We start from the raw sequence: 18,357 nt of genomic DNA, 5'->3' as shown, positions 1-18,357 counted from the left end.
TCGCTACTCTCCCTGTACTTCATGTCTCAACCGAATATCGAAGAAGCCGCTCAGGACTGGCACGGCTTGCTCCAGAAAGTGCCCCTGGCGGTCCGTGCTCATGTGCTGACTATCACTCAAGATAACCAGGACGAGCTTGCGACCCACTTTTATACGCATATGCTCAAGCACCCTGCCGCACAGGTGTATCTCTCGCATGATCAGGTACATAAGCGCTTGCATCGCTCCTTGCGCAGTTGGTTGGTACAGCTGTTTTCGGTGGATGAACACAGTGATATGCAAGATCAGGTCAAGCTGCAAAATCAGGTTGGCGAGGTTCATGCTCGGGTTGGGGTGCCGGTTCACCTGGTGCTGCGTGGTGCACGCTTGCTCAAGGGACGTTACGCCCGCTTCCTGTTTGAATCTTCGACTATTAGTTCCGAGCAGGCCTGGGAGTGCTATCGCTACATCCAGAACTTCATTGATCTGGCGATGGAACTGATGAGCCATGCTTATGCCAATTCGCGTGAGCGTAAATCCCGTGCCGAAGAGTCCTATCGCCTGTTTGCCATTGTGCAGAACGTGGCGGCCGAGCGTGGCCGACAGCGAGCCGCGCTGCTGGATTGGGAAAATCTTTTCATGTTTGCGATGGCGGTCAACAATGGTGTGACGCCTGCCCCGCGGATTGGAGATTCGGACTTTGGTATCTGGTTCAAGCATAAGGGTGCGCATGCCTTCCAGGGCACGGTAGAGAGTCGTGAGATCCTGGACTTGATGAATCTGATTGATACCGAGCTGATGCCGGCTTTCGAGCAAGGGGACGCGAAAGGACAGGTTCTACGCTTGCATGAGCTGCGTGATCGAACCCGAGCCATTGGTTTACACCTGGATCGCTTGTTCGAGCAGCAAAACGAGCTGGAGTCGGGCCGGGACGTGCTGACCCGCCTGTTAAGCCGCAAATACCTGCCTGTCGTGCTTAGCCGTGAAGTGGGCTATGCCCAGCAGCGGGGATCGCGTTTTGCGCTGCTGGCTGTGGATATAGACTTCTTCAAGCGGGTTAATGATACTCATGGCCATGATGCCGGTGATCGTATCTTGCGTCAGTTTGCTGAGCTGCTCAGCAATAGCGCGCGTGCCGGTGATTACGTGTTCCGCCTTGGGGGCGAAGAGTTCCTTCTGGTCTTGGTCGACGTGGATGCGGATGGTGCGATGCGTGCCGCCCGTAATTTGCGTCTTCGTATTCATGCGGAGACCTTCCGGGTTGTGGATGGCGAAAGCATGAATATCACCGCCAGTATTGGCGTGGCCTTGTACGACGGTCACCCGGATTACGAGCGCACGCTGCGCCGGGTTGACCGCGCCTTGTATCAGGCCAAAGAAGAAGGCCGCGACCGGGTTGTCTACGTCTGATGGGACGGGCTTGCCCGCCCTTTTATGTCGTATGGCGGCAACCTGTGCTACAAGTGCGTATTGTTTTGTTCCTGCCAGTGTTTGGTGCCTGATTCCTGACGGTTGCGCGGCCTTTGAAGTGGTGGCTCCGGCCGGATGTGGCGCGTGAAACACAATTACATTGAATGGCATAAACGCTTTGGCCCCAGGCTGAAGCAGGATTTGTTTGCGAGCTGATTTTATGCATCCCCGTTTGGCTGTTCTTCCCCAGTACCTGCTCCCTAAACAGGCTCTGACCCAGTTTCTAGGCGGTTTGGCCTCCAAGCCCATGGGCGGGCGCACGACCTGGGCTATCAAGCGTTTTATCGACCGTTATCAGGTCGACATGAGCGAGGCAGAAAACTCCGACCCAGCCAGCTACGCCACCTTTAACGAGTTTTTTGGTCGAGCTTTGCGTCCGGGGGCCCGCCCTATCGCGGAGACGGCCTTGGTCAGCCCGGTTGATGGTGCCATCAGCCAGTTGGGGCCTATCCAGGGTGCCGAGGTGTTCCAGGCGAAGGGGCATAGTTACTCGACGACGGCTTTGGTAGGCGGAGACGCTCAGGAGGCTGCCCGCTATCAGGATGGGCTGTTTGCGACCCTGTACTTGAGTCCTAGCGACTATCACCGGGTACATATGCCTTGTGCGGGTGTGCTCAAGCGCATGATTCATGTACCGGGCGATTTATTCTCGGTCAATCCGACGACGGCGCGCGGTGTTCCCGGCCTGTTTGCCCGTAATGAACGTGTGGTTTGCTTTTTTGACTCCGAGCAAGGCCCGTTCGTATTGGTGCTGGTGGGGGCGACGGTGGTGGGCAGTATGGTCACGGTTTGGCATGGTGTGGTAAATGCCTCGCGTGACGGCAAGATCCACGAGTGGAACTACGAAGGTCAGAATATCGCCTTGCAAAAGGGGCAGGAAATGGGCCGATTTCTGCTGGGTTCCACGGTGGTGATGTTGTTCCCCAAAGAAAGCGCCTATCGTTTTGATCCGAGCTGGCAGCCGCAAGGCGTAATCCGCCAAGGTCAAGCGATGGGCTATCAGGGCTAAACCCTGTTTTCTAATTAATAAAACCTGTGTTCAAGTGGACACAGGTTTTTTTTTTGTCGTCGGGTCGTCTAAAGGCTCGGCGCCTCCGGCAAAAACTCCCCCTTTGGGGAGGCAGCAAGCCGAAGGCGTTGCGTGGAGCCTTTTTTGACGGTTCAGCGCTTAAAAGTAATCTGTATTCAAGAGGTCTGTGGAGTGAGTATGAAAAGGTGGGGGGCGATGGTGATCAAGATTTTGGTCCTGTTATTGGTCTTGGCGGTAGCGGCCTGGGGCGCGCTGGCACTACAGTTTCAGCTGTCAGCAGGTCTGGGGCGCTGGCTGGCATTGGCTGGCTGGGTAGCGGTGGCTGGATTGAGCCTGTATGCCTTGAGCAAGGGCAAGAACTGGCTCTTTGCACCCCAGGCGTTGGGCTTTCTGGTGCTGGTGGTCTGGTGGAGCAGTATTGCGCCCAGCAACGACCGGGAATGGGCGCCTGATGTGGCCAGAATGAGTTACGGCGAGGTAAATGGTTCAGTGGTGACTCTGCACAATGTGCGTGACTTTAACTGGCGCAGCGAGACCGATTTTGATGAGCATTGGATTAGCCAGGACTACGATCTGCAGACGCTCAAATCGGTAGATATGTTCCTTTCGTACTGGATGGGCCCGGTGATCGCTCATACCCTGGTGTCTTTCGGGTTTGAGGATGGCCGCCATGTGGTGTTTTCGGTAGAAATACGCAAGGAAAAGCACGAGGCATTTTCTGCGATAGGCGGTTTTTTCAAAGAGTTTGAGTTGAGCTTGATTGCGGCAACAGAGCAGGACATTGTGCGTACCCGTAGCAATGCGCGCGGCGAAGACGTGTATATGTACAGCGTGGAGTTGGCAAAACCTGCTATGCAGGCCTTGTTCTTGTCTTATGTGGAGCAGGGCCAGCAACTGCAGACTACTCCTCGTTTCTACAACACCTTGACGGCTAATTGCACCACCATTGTTTACGACATGGTCTCCAGGATTGTGGACGGGATACCGTGGGACTGGCGTGTGCTGGCTTCGGGCTATTTGGCCGAGTATGTGTATGGTCTGAATGCTTTGGCGCCAGGCCATAGTTTTCAGGAACTGAAGCAACTGGGCTACATCAACCCGAGAGCCTTGTCGCAGCAGGAGGGGCAGGATTTTTCTGCTTTGATTCGACAGGATTTGCCTCTCGTAAAGCCTTTTTAAGGCTGTTTTAGGCGCTTTTGTTCCACGTGAAACATATGTTTTACTTTATACGCTCTGAAAATTAGAGCGTATCAGGAATAAAAAGAATAAATAAAAACCCCATCATATGAAAATCATGTGATGGGGTTTTTTAATCCCTGTACCCTGTTTTCCAGATTGCAGATGCGATAGAAAATAATTATTTTTTCCAAATGCGTCAGGGCTGATCACGGACAGTTTAAGGAGTGGCCCGCCACTGCACCAACTGCTCCAGCGTCGTGGTGTTGCCACCACACACAACGACCAGAATGTTGTTGTAGGGAGCCAGGGCCTCATGATCCAGGTAGAGAGTCGACAAAGCCGCGCCACATGCGGGTTCCACCAGAACGCGATGATCGGTCAGAAAGCGCAGGCATGCGCTGACGGCCTGAGCATCGCTGACCTGAACGCAGGTGGTGGGATGAGATTGGCTGATGGCGTAAGCCTGGTCGCAGACGCGTGGTGCAGCCAAGGAGGTGGCAACCCCACTGACTTCACTAAGTGTGATGTGCTGGCGCTGCCTTACCGACTCGCCCAGGCTGGCGGTGCCCTGGGTTTCTACCGCAATAATCGGGGTTTTGTCCCAACCCTGCTCCCGCAGGCCTTGAGCCACACCGCATAGCAAGCCACCCCCGCCTACAGCCAGCAAGACGGCATCTGGCTGTACGCCCATTTGGGCCACTTCTGCGATCAGGCTGGCATGGCCTTCCCAAAGCAAAGGATCATCAAATGGGTGAATCAGGGCGTCGTCTTCTTGCACCAGGGTCAGCGCATACTCATGAGCTTCCTGCCAGTTCTTGCCGATTACGTGCAGCTCGGCTTTTTCCCGTTGAATCAAGCGTCTGGCGTGTTCGCTAGTGGTTTCGGGGACGGCAACAAGGGTGGGCATGGTCAGGCGGCGTCCGGCATAGGCAACGGCAATTCCGGCATTGCCTCCCGAAGAAATGATAAAGCGCTTCTTTCCTTGCTGGGCATGGTGCTGACACAAGTGGCCAATACCGCGAATTTTGAATGATCCGCTAGGTTGCAGCGCATCCATTTTTAACCAGATTTGTTTGCCAAGCTGTTCGCTCAAGGCGTGTGAAAAAATGAGCGGTGTCTCAAGGTGAAGAATCATTTCTTATCGTTCCAGATTTTATAGTGATCTGAGGGGGCGCGTTGGGCGCTCCGAGCGCTGTTCACCACATTTTATCGGTCTGAAACACGTGTGGCTAAAGATCCTGGGCATGGTTTTGTGACGACCAGGACAAGCGGGCGGAAAATTGTTTGGAAAGGATGCTTATATCATCGGGCCTGGATTTTGTAACTGTTCTTGTTCTCTGCCTAAGTCCCTTTATTAGCGTTTAATGTGAGGCAGCTTACTAACTAACTACGTGTCTGCACCTACTTACAATTTTGCTTCGTCTGGACTGTAGTGTTCAAGCTAAATCAAGGGCTTATCTGATAAAATTCCAGATAAATCGCCCGACTCAAGACCCCTTTCCGTACGGAATTCAGGCCCGGTCTTAAGCGTTTAATTTTAAGTGCATGATAAGCACCGAAACTCATTCCAATCACTCGGGCCATAAAGCAGTGTTGTTTTTTGCTTTGCCTGGGCGGAATAAAAACAATAATAACCAGAACTTATTTCTAGAAAGGACGCTGTGGTAGCGGTTCTTAAAGGAATAAAGATTTTGTTATGAAAACTGCCACCAGACCTGCTGATATTTATATGCGTTTTTTGCAGCTCGCCGATTCGCTGCATACCCTGCCTTGCTTGCCTTGCCTGGACCCTCTTGAAGAGCGGATCCTGGTGCTGGTTGCCAAGGCATCGAAAGACTGTTTGCGTTTGTCGGTGCGCGATGTCATGGCCGTAGAACGGCTGGGATCGCCCGCGACTATTCATACCCGTCTCAAATCCATGCGCGAGAAAGGCTGGATCGTCCTTAGTGATACGGAGGACACTCGCCGCAAACAAGTGGACTTGAGCCAGGCTGCCCTGCTGCATTTTGATCGTCTTTCCGCCTGTCTTTTAGAGGCGGCAAATGTTTGATTGATCAAATGGAGCGGCCTGGCACCCGTTGTAATTGCTGAACCCGCAAAAAGAAGCGTTTGGCATCAGGTAAATAAGCGGGAAGCGCTCGGGTCCAACTAATGGAATGCAAACAGGCGTTTGCAAAAAGCGCTCGCGTGTCTGGTGCTTAAAAAACGGAAAAGATAGGCGGCATTAAAACAATGCCCCTGTTCCGCGGATTTACCTGCCTTCAAAGAGTCTATTTTTCTATACTGGGGACTCACCTTGAATACCATGCCTGGAGGCAGAATGCACTTACCCATCTATCAGCTTGATGCCTTTACTGACACCTTGTTTGCAGGCAATCCTGCCGCCGTGGTGTTGTTGCCCGAGTTCCCTGACGATGCCTTGATGCAGTCGATTGCGCAGGAGAACAATCTTGCCGAAACCGCCTTTCTGGTGCCACAAGGCCAGGACTTTCGCCTGCGCTGGTTCACCCCTACGGTAGAAGTGCCCTTGTGTGGACACGCAACATTGGCCAGCGCCGCCGTTGTGCTGCAGCATGTGCGTCCCCAGGACAGCCAGGTGGTGTTCCATACGCTAAGTGGTGCTTTGACGGTACGTCGTGACCAAGACAGCTATGTCATGGATTTGCCTGTGCGCCCGGTTCACCGTGTGGATGACAATCCTTTGCTGGAGCAAGCCTTGGGCACCAAGATTACGCAACTGTGGCGTAATGACTTCACCCATCTGGCTGTATTGGAAACGGAAGAACAAGTGCGACAGCTGCAGGTGGATGCGGCAGCCATGCTGGCCAGTGGCTGTGACGGATGCATTGTGACAGCGCCGGGCTCGGGCCAGTTTGATATTGTCAGCCGCTTTTTTGCTCCTGGTCACGGTATTGAGGAAGATCCGGTGACGGGCTCGGCCCATTGTGCTTTGCTGCCGTACTGGGCTCCTATCCTGGGCAAAACTCATTTGCTGGCATATCAGGCTTCTGCCCGTGGTGGTGTATTGGACTGCACCTTAACGGGTGACCGCGTGTTCTTGAAAGGCCAGGCCGTCCTGTATATGGAAGGACACATCCAGATCGCCTGAGACGATGCCAAGCGGTTTAAACGGGCCTGGCGGTGCCGTGCCTGTATTGGTAACGCCCTTCCCTTGTTTTTGCCCGATCAGCACAGTAGTCAGCAAGACAGGCTATACATTTTTTCGGCCTTCTTTATTGCGACTATTTATGGTTTTTTGATCTCTTATGATTCCTGTCGCTCCATTTTCTTTGCTGTTTCTGCTGATTATTACGCTCGGGCCGCTTGCCTTAATTATTGTGCTGGTCTGGGTGGTTTTGCTTTTAGTACAGCCACATCGCCGGGAAAACTTCAAGAAAAAACCCTGGCCACGCCTACTGGTTTTGCTTCCTTTGCTTGTATTGGCGCTCTACTACAGTTATTTCCAGTGGGAGGTCTATCAGTTCGATAAACGTCAGGCACAGGAGCTGGCTAGTCGGCAGCATGTTTTAAAAGAGCCTGGCCGTTTTGCCGGAATTGATATGCCAGCCGGAACAGAGCTGGAGTTGAGTGTGTGGGGCGACCCGGACAGCGTGTCCTGGGCTCGTTTCCCGGGGGCGGTCATGGTAGGCAATGCTCCAGTGCTGTCTTTCAAGCGCCCCCGGCCCGATATGCAGAACTCCAGCTGGAAGCTGCATCTGGCAGGCGATACGGAATTGGAGGGCTGGCAATGTGATGGCAGCCAAGTGCTTGAAATGGAACAAGATTCCATGGCAGAGCACGGTTTTCGTTTTGTCAGCTGCTTTTTGGCTAAAGGGAATCAGATCAGGGGCTGGAGTCCCTATGCGGCGGCTTCCAATATGAATACAGCCCCGGATTTTGTTCTGGATCTACCTGCCGGCACTTTGGTTCAGGCCAGGCCGGATGGGACTTTGTATGTCAACGGTGAGCGGGATCAGGACCGTTGGATGGTACGTGTAGAGGAAGAGGGTTTACAGGTTCAGGCATGGAATCTGCCTTTGGAACGTGCTTATTTCTCAGTCGATAAAAATAAAAATCTGCTTTATCTCTCGCATGCTCAATTGGCTCGAGAATTTCAATTCGGCGGATTTAGTTATCCAGCCGGTACGCGTGTGTCGACGCCCAACTATCGCTTTTACCCGCAGTGGCCACTTTTATTGAGAATGGTATTGCCTGCGGATGGCGAATCGGATCAAAGAAAAGAACAGGTTCATGACCTGCTTAGTGGCCAAATTTTGGACGGATTTCACTAGTTAACGACCTGATTCCGGCTTTTTTTACCTGTAATCTGCAGTTTTTTTGTGGTGAGTGTAATTAAATAAGGCGAATTTGTTTGGAATGGGTCAATTTGAGTTAATGTAAGCATTTGAAGCGAATGTATAAAATAAAAACGTATCGTTTTCAAAGGTGGAATGTAGAGGGTTGGTGGCTGCTGGTTTCGTTTTTTAAGGTTTTGGCCTTGAGCGGAAGAGACAATCCGTCGGACTGAAACCGCCCTATTGCTGGCTTAACTGAACAAGGTTAGATGCCGCTATGACGACATATCAAGGGGAACTGCTGGAGCATACGCAGGCCCACGCACAGGCTGCTTACTGGTTTACTCGCCTGAACTCGGGCGAGGCTACCGCAGCTGAATTACGGGAATTTGAGGATTGGCGCCGTGACAATCCTGAAAATGAACGTTCATATCGATATATTTGCTATTTTTGTGACGCCAGCCTGGATGCGCCCGAGCATGAGATACGCCGTTTATTGGCTGGCTCGGGGGAAAAGCCAGTGTTGCTCAAGCCCTATCACCGTGGTTTGCTGGCGGGTTTTCTGGTGTTGGCCTTGGCGCTGACCGTGTTTTTCTCCTGGCCCGAGCCGGTATTGCGAGAAGAGCACTTGGTATCGGGGGCTCAAATGCTGGAGCAACGGTTTGTCGATGGGGCCGTGCTGCGCTTGGGCCCGGATTCAGCCCTTGAAATCCGTGAATATGAGGACAGATTGAATCTGCAGCTTTTACGTGGACAGGTCACGCTGTTGCTGGCTGATCCCACACCAAAGAGTGTGACGGTCTTTTCCAGCTTTGCGCAGGCCCGCAGTAACAAGGGGCAGTTCTCGGCTTTTCTGGACAGCGATCAAATGAAATTTGCTGTGGATACTGGATCGGTCGAAGTATCTAGCGGGACATGGTGGCGTCGACAGACTCGGGTCTTGATTCCCGGTCAACATATTGATGTGGATCGATGGTCTGGAATGAAACGGGTTCAACCCGCTCCTGTATCTCCGAATGAGGCCGACTAACAGTCGGCCTCTTACGTTTCGGAACGTTCAGAACATCCAGTTCAGGAACAATTTACCGTTTATATCGGCACGGCTATCCCCTAATAAACGGGTGCTGGCCGACAGACCTAAACGCAGACGTTCGGATTGCTGCAAGCTGATGCTGGTGCCCAGCGCCAAAGCATGGCTATCTACCCGCGCGTAACGACCATCAAAACTCACGGATTGGGCACTGGCGAAGGCCGCCTCTTGGTTCTGGTTACGGCTTAGCAAAGCCTGCTCCCAAGCAATCGATAAGGACGTGTGCAGTTGGCGATCCTGGCTTAAATTCCAGTTTTGACGCAGGGCCAGGCCAATGGAAGCCTGCAAGGCATTTTGGCGGCTGGCGTCCAGGCGCAGACGGCTGGCGGCATCGCCGCTCTCTTCCAGTCCAGGGCGCCGGTAATGGAGGTAATCCAGAGCCAGAACTGGCCCGATGCTGCCGTTCTCGCCCAGCGCCCAGTTGTAGCCAGTCTGTACACCGAGCGAGAAGGTATGCCCTGTCCAATCCGAGGAGGGACGTGCTTGATAGCCCGCAAAGCTGATGTTGCGGTTCATCTTGCCCTGTTCGATACCCACACGTAGTTGGGCCAAGCCATTCCAGCCTTCCTGGCTGTAGCCACGGTAGCGGGCATGCACCCCCAGGCCCAGACCGGTCAGCTTGCTCTTGGCCTGGAAGGGGGCGTCTACGTTGACGCGCTGCTCGTTGGCATTACCATGCACCCCCAGGCTCCAGTCACTGCCTTCAGCCCGGTGTTCCGCCCCCAGCATTACCCCATAGGTCTCGCTGCGGTGGTCAACATCGTTGTTACCCAGTTGCCAGTGGTAGCGGCCCCCATAGGTCTGGATGAAGCTTTGCCAGCCGCTCTTGTTGATACCGTCGGTTTGGCGCAATTGCTCGGATACCAGTTGTTCGCGACGCAAGGCGGCGGCGGTTTGGGCGGCGTAAGATCCTGCACTTAATTGGTCCAAAGCCAGGCCAATATCGCTGCCATCAGTTCGAGAGAAGTCCATGGCCTGATACACCGCTGCCAGGGACTGATTGCCCGAGGAGGCTTGTGCCAGACTGGTACCTACCGAGGCTGCATTGGGCGAAGCAGCATATTGCGCATAAGCGTCCTGATTACGGCTGACGGACCAGCCATTGCCGGTACTTTTTACATTCAGAGTGGGAGATGCCAGCGTGGCATTGAGCGCAGCAAACTGCCCTTGTGTCTGGCTGGCAGTGAACACCTTGTCCTGATTCAGTGTCCATCCGTTCTGATACCAGTCTGGCTGCAAGTCCACGTGCAGTTCACCATCCAGCTGAGCCAAGCCTTGCACATCAATATGATCGTTCTGCGTGGTCGAGGCCTCCACCAGAATCCGGCCATCGGCACCTTGGACAAAGTTGCCCTTGATCGTCATGTTCCCGTAGGAATTCCCAGGGCTGAGTGTGCCGTTATTGGTGAAGTTGTATTCAGGGTTGATCGTGAATTCGCTATTGCCGTACAGGGTGGCGCCCTGATCTACTCGCAAGCCATACAGCTCGTGTTGCCCATTCAAGGAAGTTGAGCCCCCGGCAATGACAACAGCCAGATTGTTTTGACCTTTGATATTGCCGTCATAACGCATCTGGAAGTTAGGATCAGCCGCCTTGGTGGCACGACCGTTTTCATCGGCCTTTTGACCGAAGCTGATGCGGGTCAGGAGCAGTTGCTGGTCAGAACCGCGACGGTTGTAGTTCGAGGTGATGTCACCAGTAATTTGTGCGCCCTGCAAGATATTGATGTTTTGCACCCAGGCATTGTCTGCGATATGGATGGCTGCTTTCTGGCCCGACAAGGTGCCGGACAGATCGTAATTGCTGATCAAGGCACCTTGCAAAATGGTCGGTACAGCTTGTAGCCGGCCATCCACTACGACTAGCCAGGAGCCGTGATACTCATCGTCGCTACCCATGGCGTTCTGGCCAAAGTCAAACAGGGCTCCGATGCCATCCTGGCCATCTGCCCGGACCTCACCTTGCTGAACAATATTGTGATGACGACCATAGCTGAATTGCAGGCCGCGGCCATACCAGCCCTGGGCATGAATACGCGTGGCTTCGGGGATAAGGAGAGTGTTTTCGCTACCATCCACACGTACGCCTACGCCTCCTGGCCCGGCTGTCAGTAAATCCGCCGCCTGGGTAATGGTGTTGCGTTCGCCATAAATGTGCAGCCCCAAGCCTTGCGTGGCCATATTGTATTGACCGGGCAGGTAGGCCGTGCCGTTTGCATTGCGGGCAAAGTAGCCATTGGTATTGTTCAGGGTGACACCGTCCCCATAGACCGAATAGCCAAAGAAGTTGCGGCGATCAATGCTCAGCCCAATATCCTGCAGGGCGGCAAGCTCGGCTTCCATCAGATTCACATAATTGCGATAGGTCTGATGGCTCATCAAGCTGTTGCGCAGCTCGGTGTGGCTCATGTAGTTGCGATCCACTCCGTATCGCGGTTGGTCATGAACGTTCAGGATGCTGACGGGGATGCCCGGCATGGCGCCATTCAGGACTTCCTGTACATGATCTCCAGTGAAGTAGCCCTTGTCTTCGCGCAGGTCAAAAGCGGCAGGATCATATGGGTTGGTGCAGACCGAGCACAGGATTTTCTGTCCGGGGCTGGGGGCTCGACCCTGGTCATCGCGCAAGCCCAAGGCCCAGGGGCTAAGGTCATTCAGGAAAAAGGGATCGGGTGGATCAAAGCTGTTTTCAGGCAGGTTGTCGGTGACTGTATTGCTGATGCCCAAAGCATGCGCCAACTCGTGGAAAATGACGGCGTTGTAGTCCGCCTTGCCAGTTAAGGGCAGTTGGCTTGGATTGACGGGGGCGGCATCCAGATCCAGCTTTCCGACGCTGATAACCGCATCGGGGTTGTTTGGGTCACCCTGGAAGATTCCGTGCAAGCGTGCTTGCAAGGCCGACAGGACGAAGTTGGGATGATCAGGGTTACTTAGTTGGGCACCATAGGCATTGGCGTTCTTGTCATTCATGGTGCCCAGGTTGATCACAGCCGGTGTGTAGCCCGCCGGCAGATTCAGGATTTCGGCCCAGCGCTCCAGTGCGGCACGAATTTTCAGCCGACCATTCTCGTCAATATTCCAGGGGGAAACGCGTGGATTGGATTGATCCGACGTATCGTAACCGCCATCATCCGGCCCATAGATCCGCAGCTCAAAGGCTTGTTGACCTTGTTTGTTCAGAATGAATTCTGTCTCGTAGGCATAAGCGCTGCCGGCCCAGCTCAAGGCCAACAGGGTGTGGCCTAGTAGTGCTTTGATTTTGAAGTCCATGGGGTTCAGATAAAGAGAAGACAATGATTAGGGGGGCACTTTTCGTATAAAAGTAAATAAAAGTGTCTTTTCTTGCTACTTATTTCTGAGCTGTGCCGAACAGCTGAGTAAAAGGCGCAACACTTGGTGCACACATCACGGTAAAGAACTACCGGGTTTCAGCCGTAACCCTCTAGGGGATGATGTGTACAAGAGAGGAAAGTATGACCATAGAGATCAGTGGACAGGGTTTAATGCATAGACAAACTATGCCTGTGGCCGAACCATTAAACGCGTCGGCCATGACGCCCCCTGTGGTGCCCGAGCAGGAAGAGTCTGGTTCCATAGACTCATCGGGACGTATCAAGGTGCACCTGTCTCCCATGGGCAAAGATCTGTCGTTGACCAGTCAGCAAGCTCAGAAAAAAGGCCGCGACAAGGACATTGACGACAGCTCTTTGCCTGACGGAGTCAAGGACATACTTAAACGTATCCGCGACCTGAAAGAGCAAATTCAGCAAAAACTGATGGAGTTGCAACGTATCCAGGCCAGCGACAAAGGTAGTGAAGCCGAAAAGAAACAGGAGCTGGAGCGCGTGCAAGGCGAGCTAACCAGCTTGAACGGTGCTCTGTCCAGTGCCCACGCCATGTTGAACAAGGTTATGGACGACGTTGAGCTGGATGGAGATAGCCGTATGGAAGTGGCAGATTTGTTGATGAAGTAAGAAGCCGTTCGACTGGCTTCGGGAGTCCTTGGGGGCGCGGGTGGTTTGTTCGGGCGCAAGCCTGTATGAACCATTGACTGCGCCCTTTTTTGACTCTGGACAGCCAGGGGCTGCCGTCACTGATGCTCAGGGTTGGTTTGCCACCGTCAAGGCCTGCGTAATTTTGTGGTTGAGCTGATGTGGAGACATCAAATCCGCCGTGACCTGTGCTTTGGTACGAATGATGTAGGCAGTCGAAGGATTCAAATCAATGCAATACACCACCAGCGATCCGCCCCCTAGGGGAGCCGCACCAATATAAACCCCTAACTGTTCGCTGGCTGCCGGGTCATTGCGCTGCTGGTAGCCTTCGCCCGCGGCGGTTTGCTGAACGGTATCCAGGCACTGGGCCACGCTGAGACGGGAGATGGAGCGCTGTTCCGCCTCCAATTCCAGAGGCATCCATTCTTGAGCTTGTGCTGCCCAAGCGCCATGAAGCAAAGCTGCCATCAAAACCCACTTGTTGAGTGTGTGCATGATGTCCTCCCGCAGGAGACGATGGAATGCTCAGCATAGTCCTGATCGATGAGGACGAGCTTTGATAGGGCTTAATTCAGGGATGAATTTCGGGTTTTTACTGAGGTGGGGGAGCAAGCCGTTTGGAGCGATCAGGCTATTGATCTGATTCCGGACTTGAAGAGCCTAGTTCTTTTATGGCTCTATCAAAGTCGCTCTCAAACAAGCGATCTTGTATGACGCGGTATTTCTCGAACTCGCTTTCAGCATGGGTTTGGGCCAGCTTGGCAGAAATTTTGCCGCTGTCTTGCAGAATTTCCCGATCGTCGAACTCCAGAAACATATCCAGGCGTTTGGCCCAGTCTTCCATTGTCATGGGGATTTTTCTGCGGGCACGGTTTTCAGCCAGCTCCAGATAGGCATTGACGATGCGCCCCAAGGCATCCAGCTCGTCTTGTTTCAGATAGTTCTTGGCAATACTGATGTCTGTTTTCAATATTTTGCCGTCGGGAGCATTGGCCCAGGAAGTAAGTCCCATATGGGCTTGCCGGCTGTCGGCACGCTGATGAACAAGCTCCGCTGCAGTTTGACCGTGGATGGCGTAATGCAGCTTGTTCTGCACCTTGGCAAAGAAGGTTTTACTGATCGGGGCGTTCTTGTTGTAGTCCACGCTGGTTGCGTAGATATCGGTGATTTTCTGGTAGAAGCGCCGTTCGCTTAAGCGAATCTCTCGGATTTCTGCCAGCAACTGCTCAAAGTAGTCTTCGTTTAGAAAACTGCCGTTCTCCATGCGCTGACGATCAATCAGGTATCCCTTGATCGCAAATTTGCGCAGGATTTGGGTGGCCCATTGACGGAATTGGGTGGCACGGATGGAGTTGACCCGATAACCGACAGAGATGATGGCGTCCAGATTGTAGAAGTCGACTAGACGCGTGACTTCCCGATTACCTTCCTGCTGAACTATCCGGAATTTCCGGATAGTTGCCTCCGAAGCCAGCTCATTGCTGGCAAAGATGTTTTTCAGGTGCTCACTGACCGTACGCACATCAACGCCAAAAAGCTCCGCCATCAGCTTCTGGGACAACCAGACGGTCTCGTCTTCGTAGCGAGCCTCGATGCTTTGCTCACCAGCCTGGCCGGTAAAGATCAGAAATTCAGTGGTGCTATTTCGAATCAGCTTCTTGCCGCTCATGCTTGACCCCTCTGCACATCGATGGCTCAGTCTTTCGACGAGGTCACTTCCCAATACAAAAACTGGAGAAAATCTCCCCCAGCAAATCATCGCTGCTGAACTCGCCGGTAATCGAGCACAGATCCAGATGCGCCAGGCGCAGTTCTTCGGCAAACAGATCCAGCACCTGATCGCTGTGTGTGGCGTGTTCCGCAGCCAGGCTCAGGTGGTACTCCGCGCGCTCCAGGGCCCGCAGGTGCCGTTCTCGCGCCAGCCAGGGGGACTCACTGCCGGGGTTCCAGCCTGCGATATCCAGCAAGGTGCGGCGCAGCGTGTCCAGACCGATATCCTTACGGGCAGAAATTGGCAGCACGGTGGCGCCGCTTTCTTGTGCGGGCAAGGCTGCCTGCTGCTCAGCTGTCAGCAAGTCTATCTTGTTATAGACGCGCAGCACGGGTACGTGTGATGGCAGGCGAGTGGTAATGGCACTATCGAGCTCGTCTTGCGGGTTGCGAGCATCGAGCAGGTGCACGATCACGTTGGCTTTGGCGATTTCGTCCCAAGTACGGGCGATACCGATGCGCTCTACGGTGTCCTCGGTTTCACGCAGACCAGCGGTATCCACGATATGCAGCGGGATGCCATCGATGTGGATCAACTGCATGACGCGGTCGCGGGTAGTGCCGGCGATGTCGGTCACGATGGCCACATCTTCACCGGCCAGGGCGTTGAGCAGGCTGGATTTGCCCACATTGGGCTGGCCTGCCAGTACAACGTGCAGGCCCTCGCGCAGGATCGCTCCCTGACGCGAATGCTGCAGGATGCGTTCCAGCTCGTCCTGTATGCCTTGCAGGGTGGCCGCCGCCTGATACTTTTCCAGGAAGTCGATTTCTTCTTCGGGGAAATCCAGCGTAGCTTCTACCAGCATGCGCAGGTGAATGATACGGTCGGCCAGGGCGTTGACGTTGTTGGAAAACACGCCGGACAGGGACGCGACGGCACTGCGGGCCGCGGCTTCCGAGGAAGCGTCAATCAAGTCGGCCACGGCCTCGGCCTGGGCCAGGTCCAGTCTGTCGTTCAGGAAGGCGCGCTGGGTGAACTCGCCAGGCTCGGCCAGGCGCAGGCCCTGATCTTTACCCGCTTCCAGGCAGCGATCCAGTAGGCGGCGCAGAACAGCCGGGCCGCCGTGACCCTGCAGCTCCAGCACATCTTCGCCGGTATAAGAATGCGGGCCTTTAAAGAACAGCGCGATGCCCTCGTCGATTGCCTCGCCTTGTGCGTCCTTGAAGGGCAAAAAGTGCGCATGACGCGCTTGCAGCGTACGGCCAAACAGGGTCTGGATCAGAGCATCAAGCTCCTTGCCGGACACACGGATGACACCAATACCACCCCGGCCGGGGGCGGTGGCAATAGCCACAATAGGGGAAGAACTGGACATGGGCAGATCGATCAAAGAGGCAGAACAGAGCCGTATTGTAATGGAGCAGGTGGATGGTTCGGGCTTGGAGCGTTAGCCCTTGTTGGTATCTGAAATGCTTGCTTTTATGTACTTGTGGCCCAGGCTCTTGAGAATCAGGCAATCAGGCAATCAGGCAATCAGGCAATCAGGCAATCAGGCAATCAGGCAATCAGGCAATCAGGCAATCCAGCAGACATCTGGGCTATCTAATCGGGGCCAAAGCAAATAAACACGCTCTTTGGTATGTCACCAAAGCGTCAAAAGCTAGCTGTCTACGCCTCTTGGGCCTAGTGATTGTTCACACAAACCACCAAGATCTCCACGCTTTCCCCGTGTTCGCACAGGTACAAGTGGCCCAGATTGCTTTTGAAGTAGATGCTGTCGCGCGCCTGCAGCACGTGGCGGCGCCCGTCCTGAAACTGCATGGTCAACTGCCCTTCGATCACAAAAATAAATTCTTCGCCTTCGTGCTGGCTGAAGTCGCTGGCATCGCGTGGTTTACCGGCCAGGACACGCCCGTGCATGGGCGTCATTTTCTTGTTGATCCATTCCGATGCCAGCATGCCATATTCATAACGATGCGCATGGTAGGTCACGGTACGTGAAGCCCGTCCTACCAGAATATCCATGCCGGATTCATTCTGATCGCGAGGCGTCTTGAACAGGTCGGACAAATCCATCTTCAAGGCCCGGCTGACGGCCAGAAATTTTTCGTAGCTCAGGCCAATCAGACCGCGCTCTGCCTTGGACAGGGTGGACAAAGACACATTGGATAAGCGTGCCAACATGAGCAGGGTCAAGCCCTGTCGTTTGCGTTCATCACGTATGCGCGCCCCCATGGCTGTTTTGCTCAATAAGTTGGGGGCGGTGTTGGCTAAGTCTTTTGTCATAACCTAAAGAAGTAAAAAACCATCTTCTTATAAATAATATTAATTTTCTTATAAGAAAACTCTGTCCTATTGTATAGAACTACACGCTTTACGCTGGGAGAAAGAAGGCATGACTGCGTTGTTTGATCCTACTGCTTATCCCTCTACCTCGGTGGAATGGATACAAAAACTGATTGCTTATGATACGACAAGCCGGGAATCCAACCTGGAACTGATTCATGACGTGCAGGCCTATTTGCAGCAGCAAGGGCTGGAAACTGTGCTGACGCATGACGCCAGCGGCCGCAAGGCCAATCTGTTCGCTACGATTCCGGCTGCCGATGGCACGCGTACGGGTGGCATTGTTTTGTCGGGCCATACTGATGTGGTGCCTGTCGATGGCCAGAACTGGAGTAGTGACCCTTTCAAAGCCGAGATTCGCGACGACCGCCTGTATGGCCGCGGTACTTGCGACATGAAAGGCTTTGTCGGTGTGACCTTGCAATTGGTTCCTGAAATGCTGGCGACCAAGCTGGCCAAACCCATCCACCTGGCTTACTCCTACGACGAAGAAGTCGGTTGTGTCGGCGCGCCAGTCATGATTGATGACTTGGTCCGCCGTGGCGTGAAACCGGAAGGCTGCGTGGTGGGTGAACCCACCAGCATGCGCACCATCGTGGCGCATAAAGGCATTAACGCCTATCGCTGCCGGGTGCACGGTCATGCCGCGCACTCCTCGCTGACCCCCAAGGGTGTGAACGCGATTGAGCATGCGGCACGCATCATCACGGCTATTCGTGATCTGGCCGACGACTACAAGAGCATGGGCCCTTATGACCATGATTTTGACGTGCCCTTCACCACTTTGCAGACCAGCATGATTCGTGGCGGTATCGCCTTGAATACCGTACCTGACCTTTGCGAGTTTGAATTTGAATATCGCAATCTGCCCGGCGTGGACCCCGAGCCGATCTTGCAGGAAATCCGTGAGTTCATCGACCTGAAAGTCCTGCCTGCCATGCGCCGCGAGCATCCGGACGCTTTGGTGGAGCTGGAGAAGCTGGCCAGCGCCCCCGGCCTGAATCCTGAAGAACAAGCAGCCATTACCAAGCTGGTGCGTGAACTGACGCGGGACGACACGGTGCGCAAAGTGGCCTATGGCACAGAGGCAGGTCTGTTCCAGCAAGCCGGTATCCCTTCGATTATTTGTGGTCCCGGCAATATCGAGCAGGCCCATCGTCCCGACGAGTACGTAGAACTGGCGCAAGTGGAGCAGTGCGAGCACTTCTTGCGCGCTCTGATTCGCAGCCAGGCCGTAGCCTCTTAAAAATAGACAATCAGGT

Annotated in this window: 15 protein-coding genes; 9 read left to right on the top strand and 6 right to left on the bottom strand. The window is 54.0% G+C overall.

The window, feature by feature from the left end; all coding sequences use genetic code 11:
• Positions 1-21: 21 nt before the first annotated feature.
• From M2Q46_RS18055 to M2Q46_RS18045, 3 genes are all read left to right on the top strand, one after another.
• Positions 22-1,389 carry a diguanylate cyclase gene (locus M2Q46_RS18055; protein ID WP_035269543.1) on the top strand — a complete coding sequence of 456 codons (1,368 nt, stop codon included), beginning with the start codon at positions 22-24 and terminating at the stop codon, positions 1,387-1,389.
• Positions 1,390-1,609: 220 nt separating this feature from the next.
• Entirely contained in the window at positions 1,610-2,458 is an 849-nt protein-coding gene (asd, locus tag M2Q46_RS18050; RefSeq protein WP_009458320.1) for an archaetidylserine decarboxylase, read from the top strand.
• 198 nt (positions 2,459-2,656) lie between these two features.
• Complete coding sequence (locus M2Q46_RS18045) at positions 2,657-3,658, top strand: DUF4105 domain-containing protein (protein WP_203145274.1); 1,002 nt, start codon at positions 2,657-2,659, stop codon at positions 3,656-3,658.
• Positions 3,659-3,875: 217 nt separating this feature from the next.
• On the opposite strand, the gene M2Q46_RS18040 is transcribed toward M2Q46_RS18045, so the two are convergent.
• Positions 3,876-4,793, bottom strand: a complete 918-nt coding sequence (locus tag M2Q46_RS18040) for a pyridoxal-phosphate dependent enzyme (RefSeq protein ID WP_302357814.1) — start codon at positions 4,791-4,793, stop codon at positions 3,876-3,878.
• Between the two features lie 561 nt (positions 4,794-5,354).
• Here M2Q46_RS18040 and M2Q46_RS18035 point away from each other — a divergent pair.
• The 4 genes from M2Q46_RS18035 (at position 5,355) to M2Q46_RS18020 (ending at position 8,983) form a co-directional block, all read left to right on the top strand.
• Positions 5,355-5,708 (top strand): MarR family transcriptional regulator, encoded by a 354-nt coding sequence (locus M2Q46_RS18035; RefSeq protein WP_021447165.1) that lies wholly within the window; start codon positions 5,355-5,357, stop codon positions 5,706-5,708.
• A gap of 270 nt (positions 5,709-5,978) precedes the next feature.
• Positions 5,979-6,767: a PhzF family phenazine biosynthesis protein gene (locus M2Q46_RS18030; RefSeq protein WP_302357813.1), complete on the top strand. Its 789-nt coding sequence runs from the start codon at positions 5,979-5,981 to the stop codon at positions 6,765-6,767.
• A gap of 157 nt (positions 6,768-6,924) precedes the next feature.
• Entirely contained in the window at positions 6,925-7,950 is a 1,026-nt protein-coding gene (locus tag M2Q46_RS18025; protein WP_115634653.1) for a hypothetical protein, read from the top strand.
• 280 nt (positions 7,951-8,230) lie between these two features.
• Entirely contained in the window at positions 8,231-8,983 is a 753-nt protein-coding gene (locus M2Q46_RS18020) for a DUF4880 domain-containing protein (RefSeq protein WP_035269538.1), read from the top strand.
• Between the two features lie 27 nt (positions 8,984-9,010).
• Here the strand turns inward: M2Q46_RS18020 and M2Q46_RS18015 are convergent, their stop codons facing one another.
• Positions 9,011-12,313: an autotransporter domain-containing protein gene (locus M2Q46_RS18015; RefSeq protein ID WP_302357811.1), complete on the bottom strand. Its 3,303-nt coding sequence runs from the start codon at positions 12,311-12,313 to the stop codon at positions 9,011-9,013.
• Between the two features lie 233 nt (positions 12,314-12,546).
• Here M2Q46_RS18015 and M2Q46_RS18010 point away from each other — a divergent pair, with 233 nt between their 5' ends.
• A complete protein-coding gene (locus tag M2Q46_RS18010) occupies positions 12,547-13,017 on the top strand; it encodes a hypothetical protein (RefSeq protein ID WP_230940663.1) in 471 nt (156 codons plus the stop codon).
• A gap of 126 nt (positions 13,018-13,143) precedes the next feature.
• Here M2Q46_RS18010 and M2Q46_RS18005 read toward each other — a convergent pair whose 3' ends face one another.
• From M2Q46_RS18005 to M2Q46_RS17990, 4 genes are all read right to left on the bottom strand, one after another.
• Positions 13,144-13,533: a DUF6180 family protein gene (locus M2Q46_RS18005; protein ID WP_257112745.1), complete on the bottom strand. Its 390-nt coding sequence runs from the start codon at positions 13,531-13,533 to the stop codon at positions 13,144-13,146.
• A gap of 136 nt (positions 13,534-13,669) precedes the next feature.
• Positions 13,670-14,707: a virulence RhuM family protein gene (locus M2Q46_RS18000; RefSeq protein ID WP_302357810.1), complete on the bottom strand. Its 1,038-nt coding sequence runs from the start codon at positions 14,705-14,707 to the stop codon at positions 13,670-13,672.
• Between the two features lie 43 nt (positions 14,708-14,750).
• Positions 14,751-16,124 carry a tRNA uridine-5-carboxymethylaminomethyl(34) synthesis GTPase MnmE gene (gene mnmE / locus M2Q46_RS17995; protein ID WP_115634657.1) on the bottom strand — a complete coding sequence of 458 codons (1,374 nt, stop codon included), beginning with the start codon at positions 16,122-16,124 and terminating at the stop codon, positions 14,751-14,753.
• Between the two features lie 308 nt (positions 16,125-16,432).
• Complete coding sequence (locus M2Q46_RS17990; protein ID WP_022983402.1) at positions 16,433-17,035, bottom strand: helix-turn-helix domain-containing protein; 603 nt, start codon at positions 17,033-17,035, stop codon at positions 16,433-16,435.
• Positions 17,036-17,144: 109 nt separating this feature from the next.
• On the opposite strand from M2Q46_RS17990, the gene argE reads away from it, so the two are divergent.
• Complete coding sequence (gene argE / locus M2Q46_RS17985; RefSeq protein WP_257112746.1) at positions 17,145-18,341, top strand: acetylornithine deacetylase; 1,197 nt, start codon at positions 17,145-17,147, stop codon at positions 18,339-18,341.
• The last annotated feature ends 16 nt before the right edge of the window (positions 18,342-18,357 follow it).

The sequence above is a fragment of the Alcaligenes sp. YSL9 genome, assembly GCF_030515105.1.
Lineage (GTDB): Bacteria > Pseudomonadota > Gammaproteobacteria > Burkholderiales > Burkholderiaceae_B > Alcaligenes > Alcaligenes phenolicus.
Note: the sequence above shows the minus strand (reverse complement) of the source record. Positions and strands in the feature narration are given on the sequence as shown.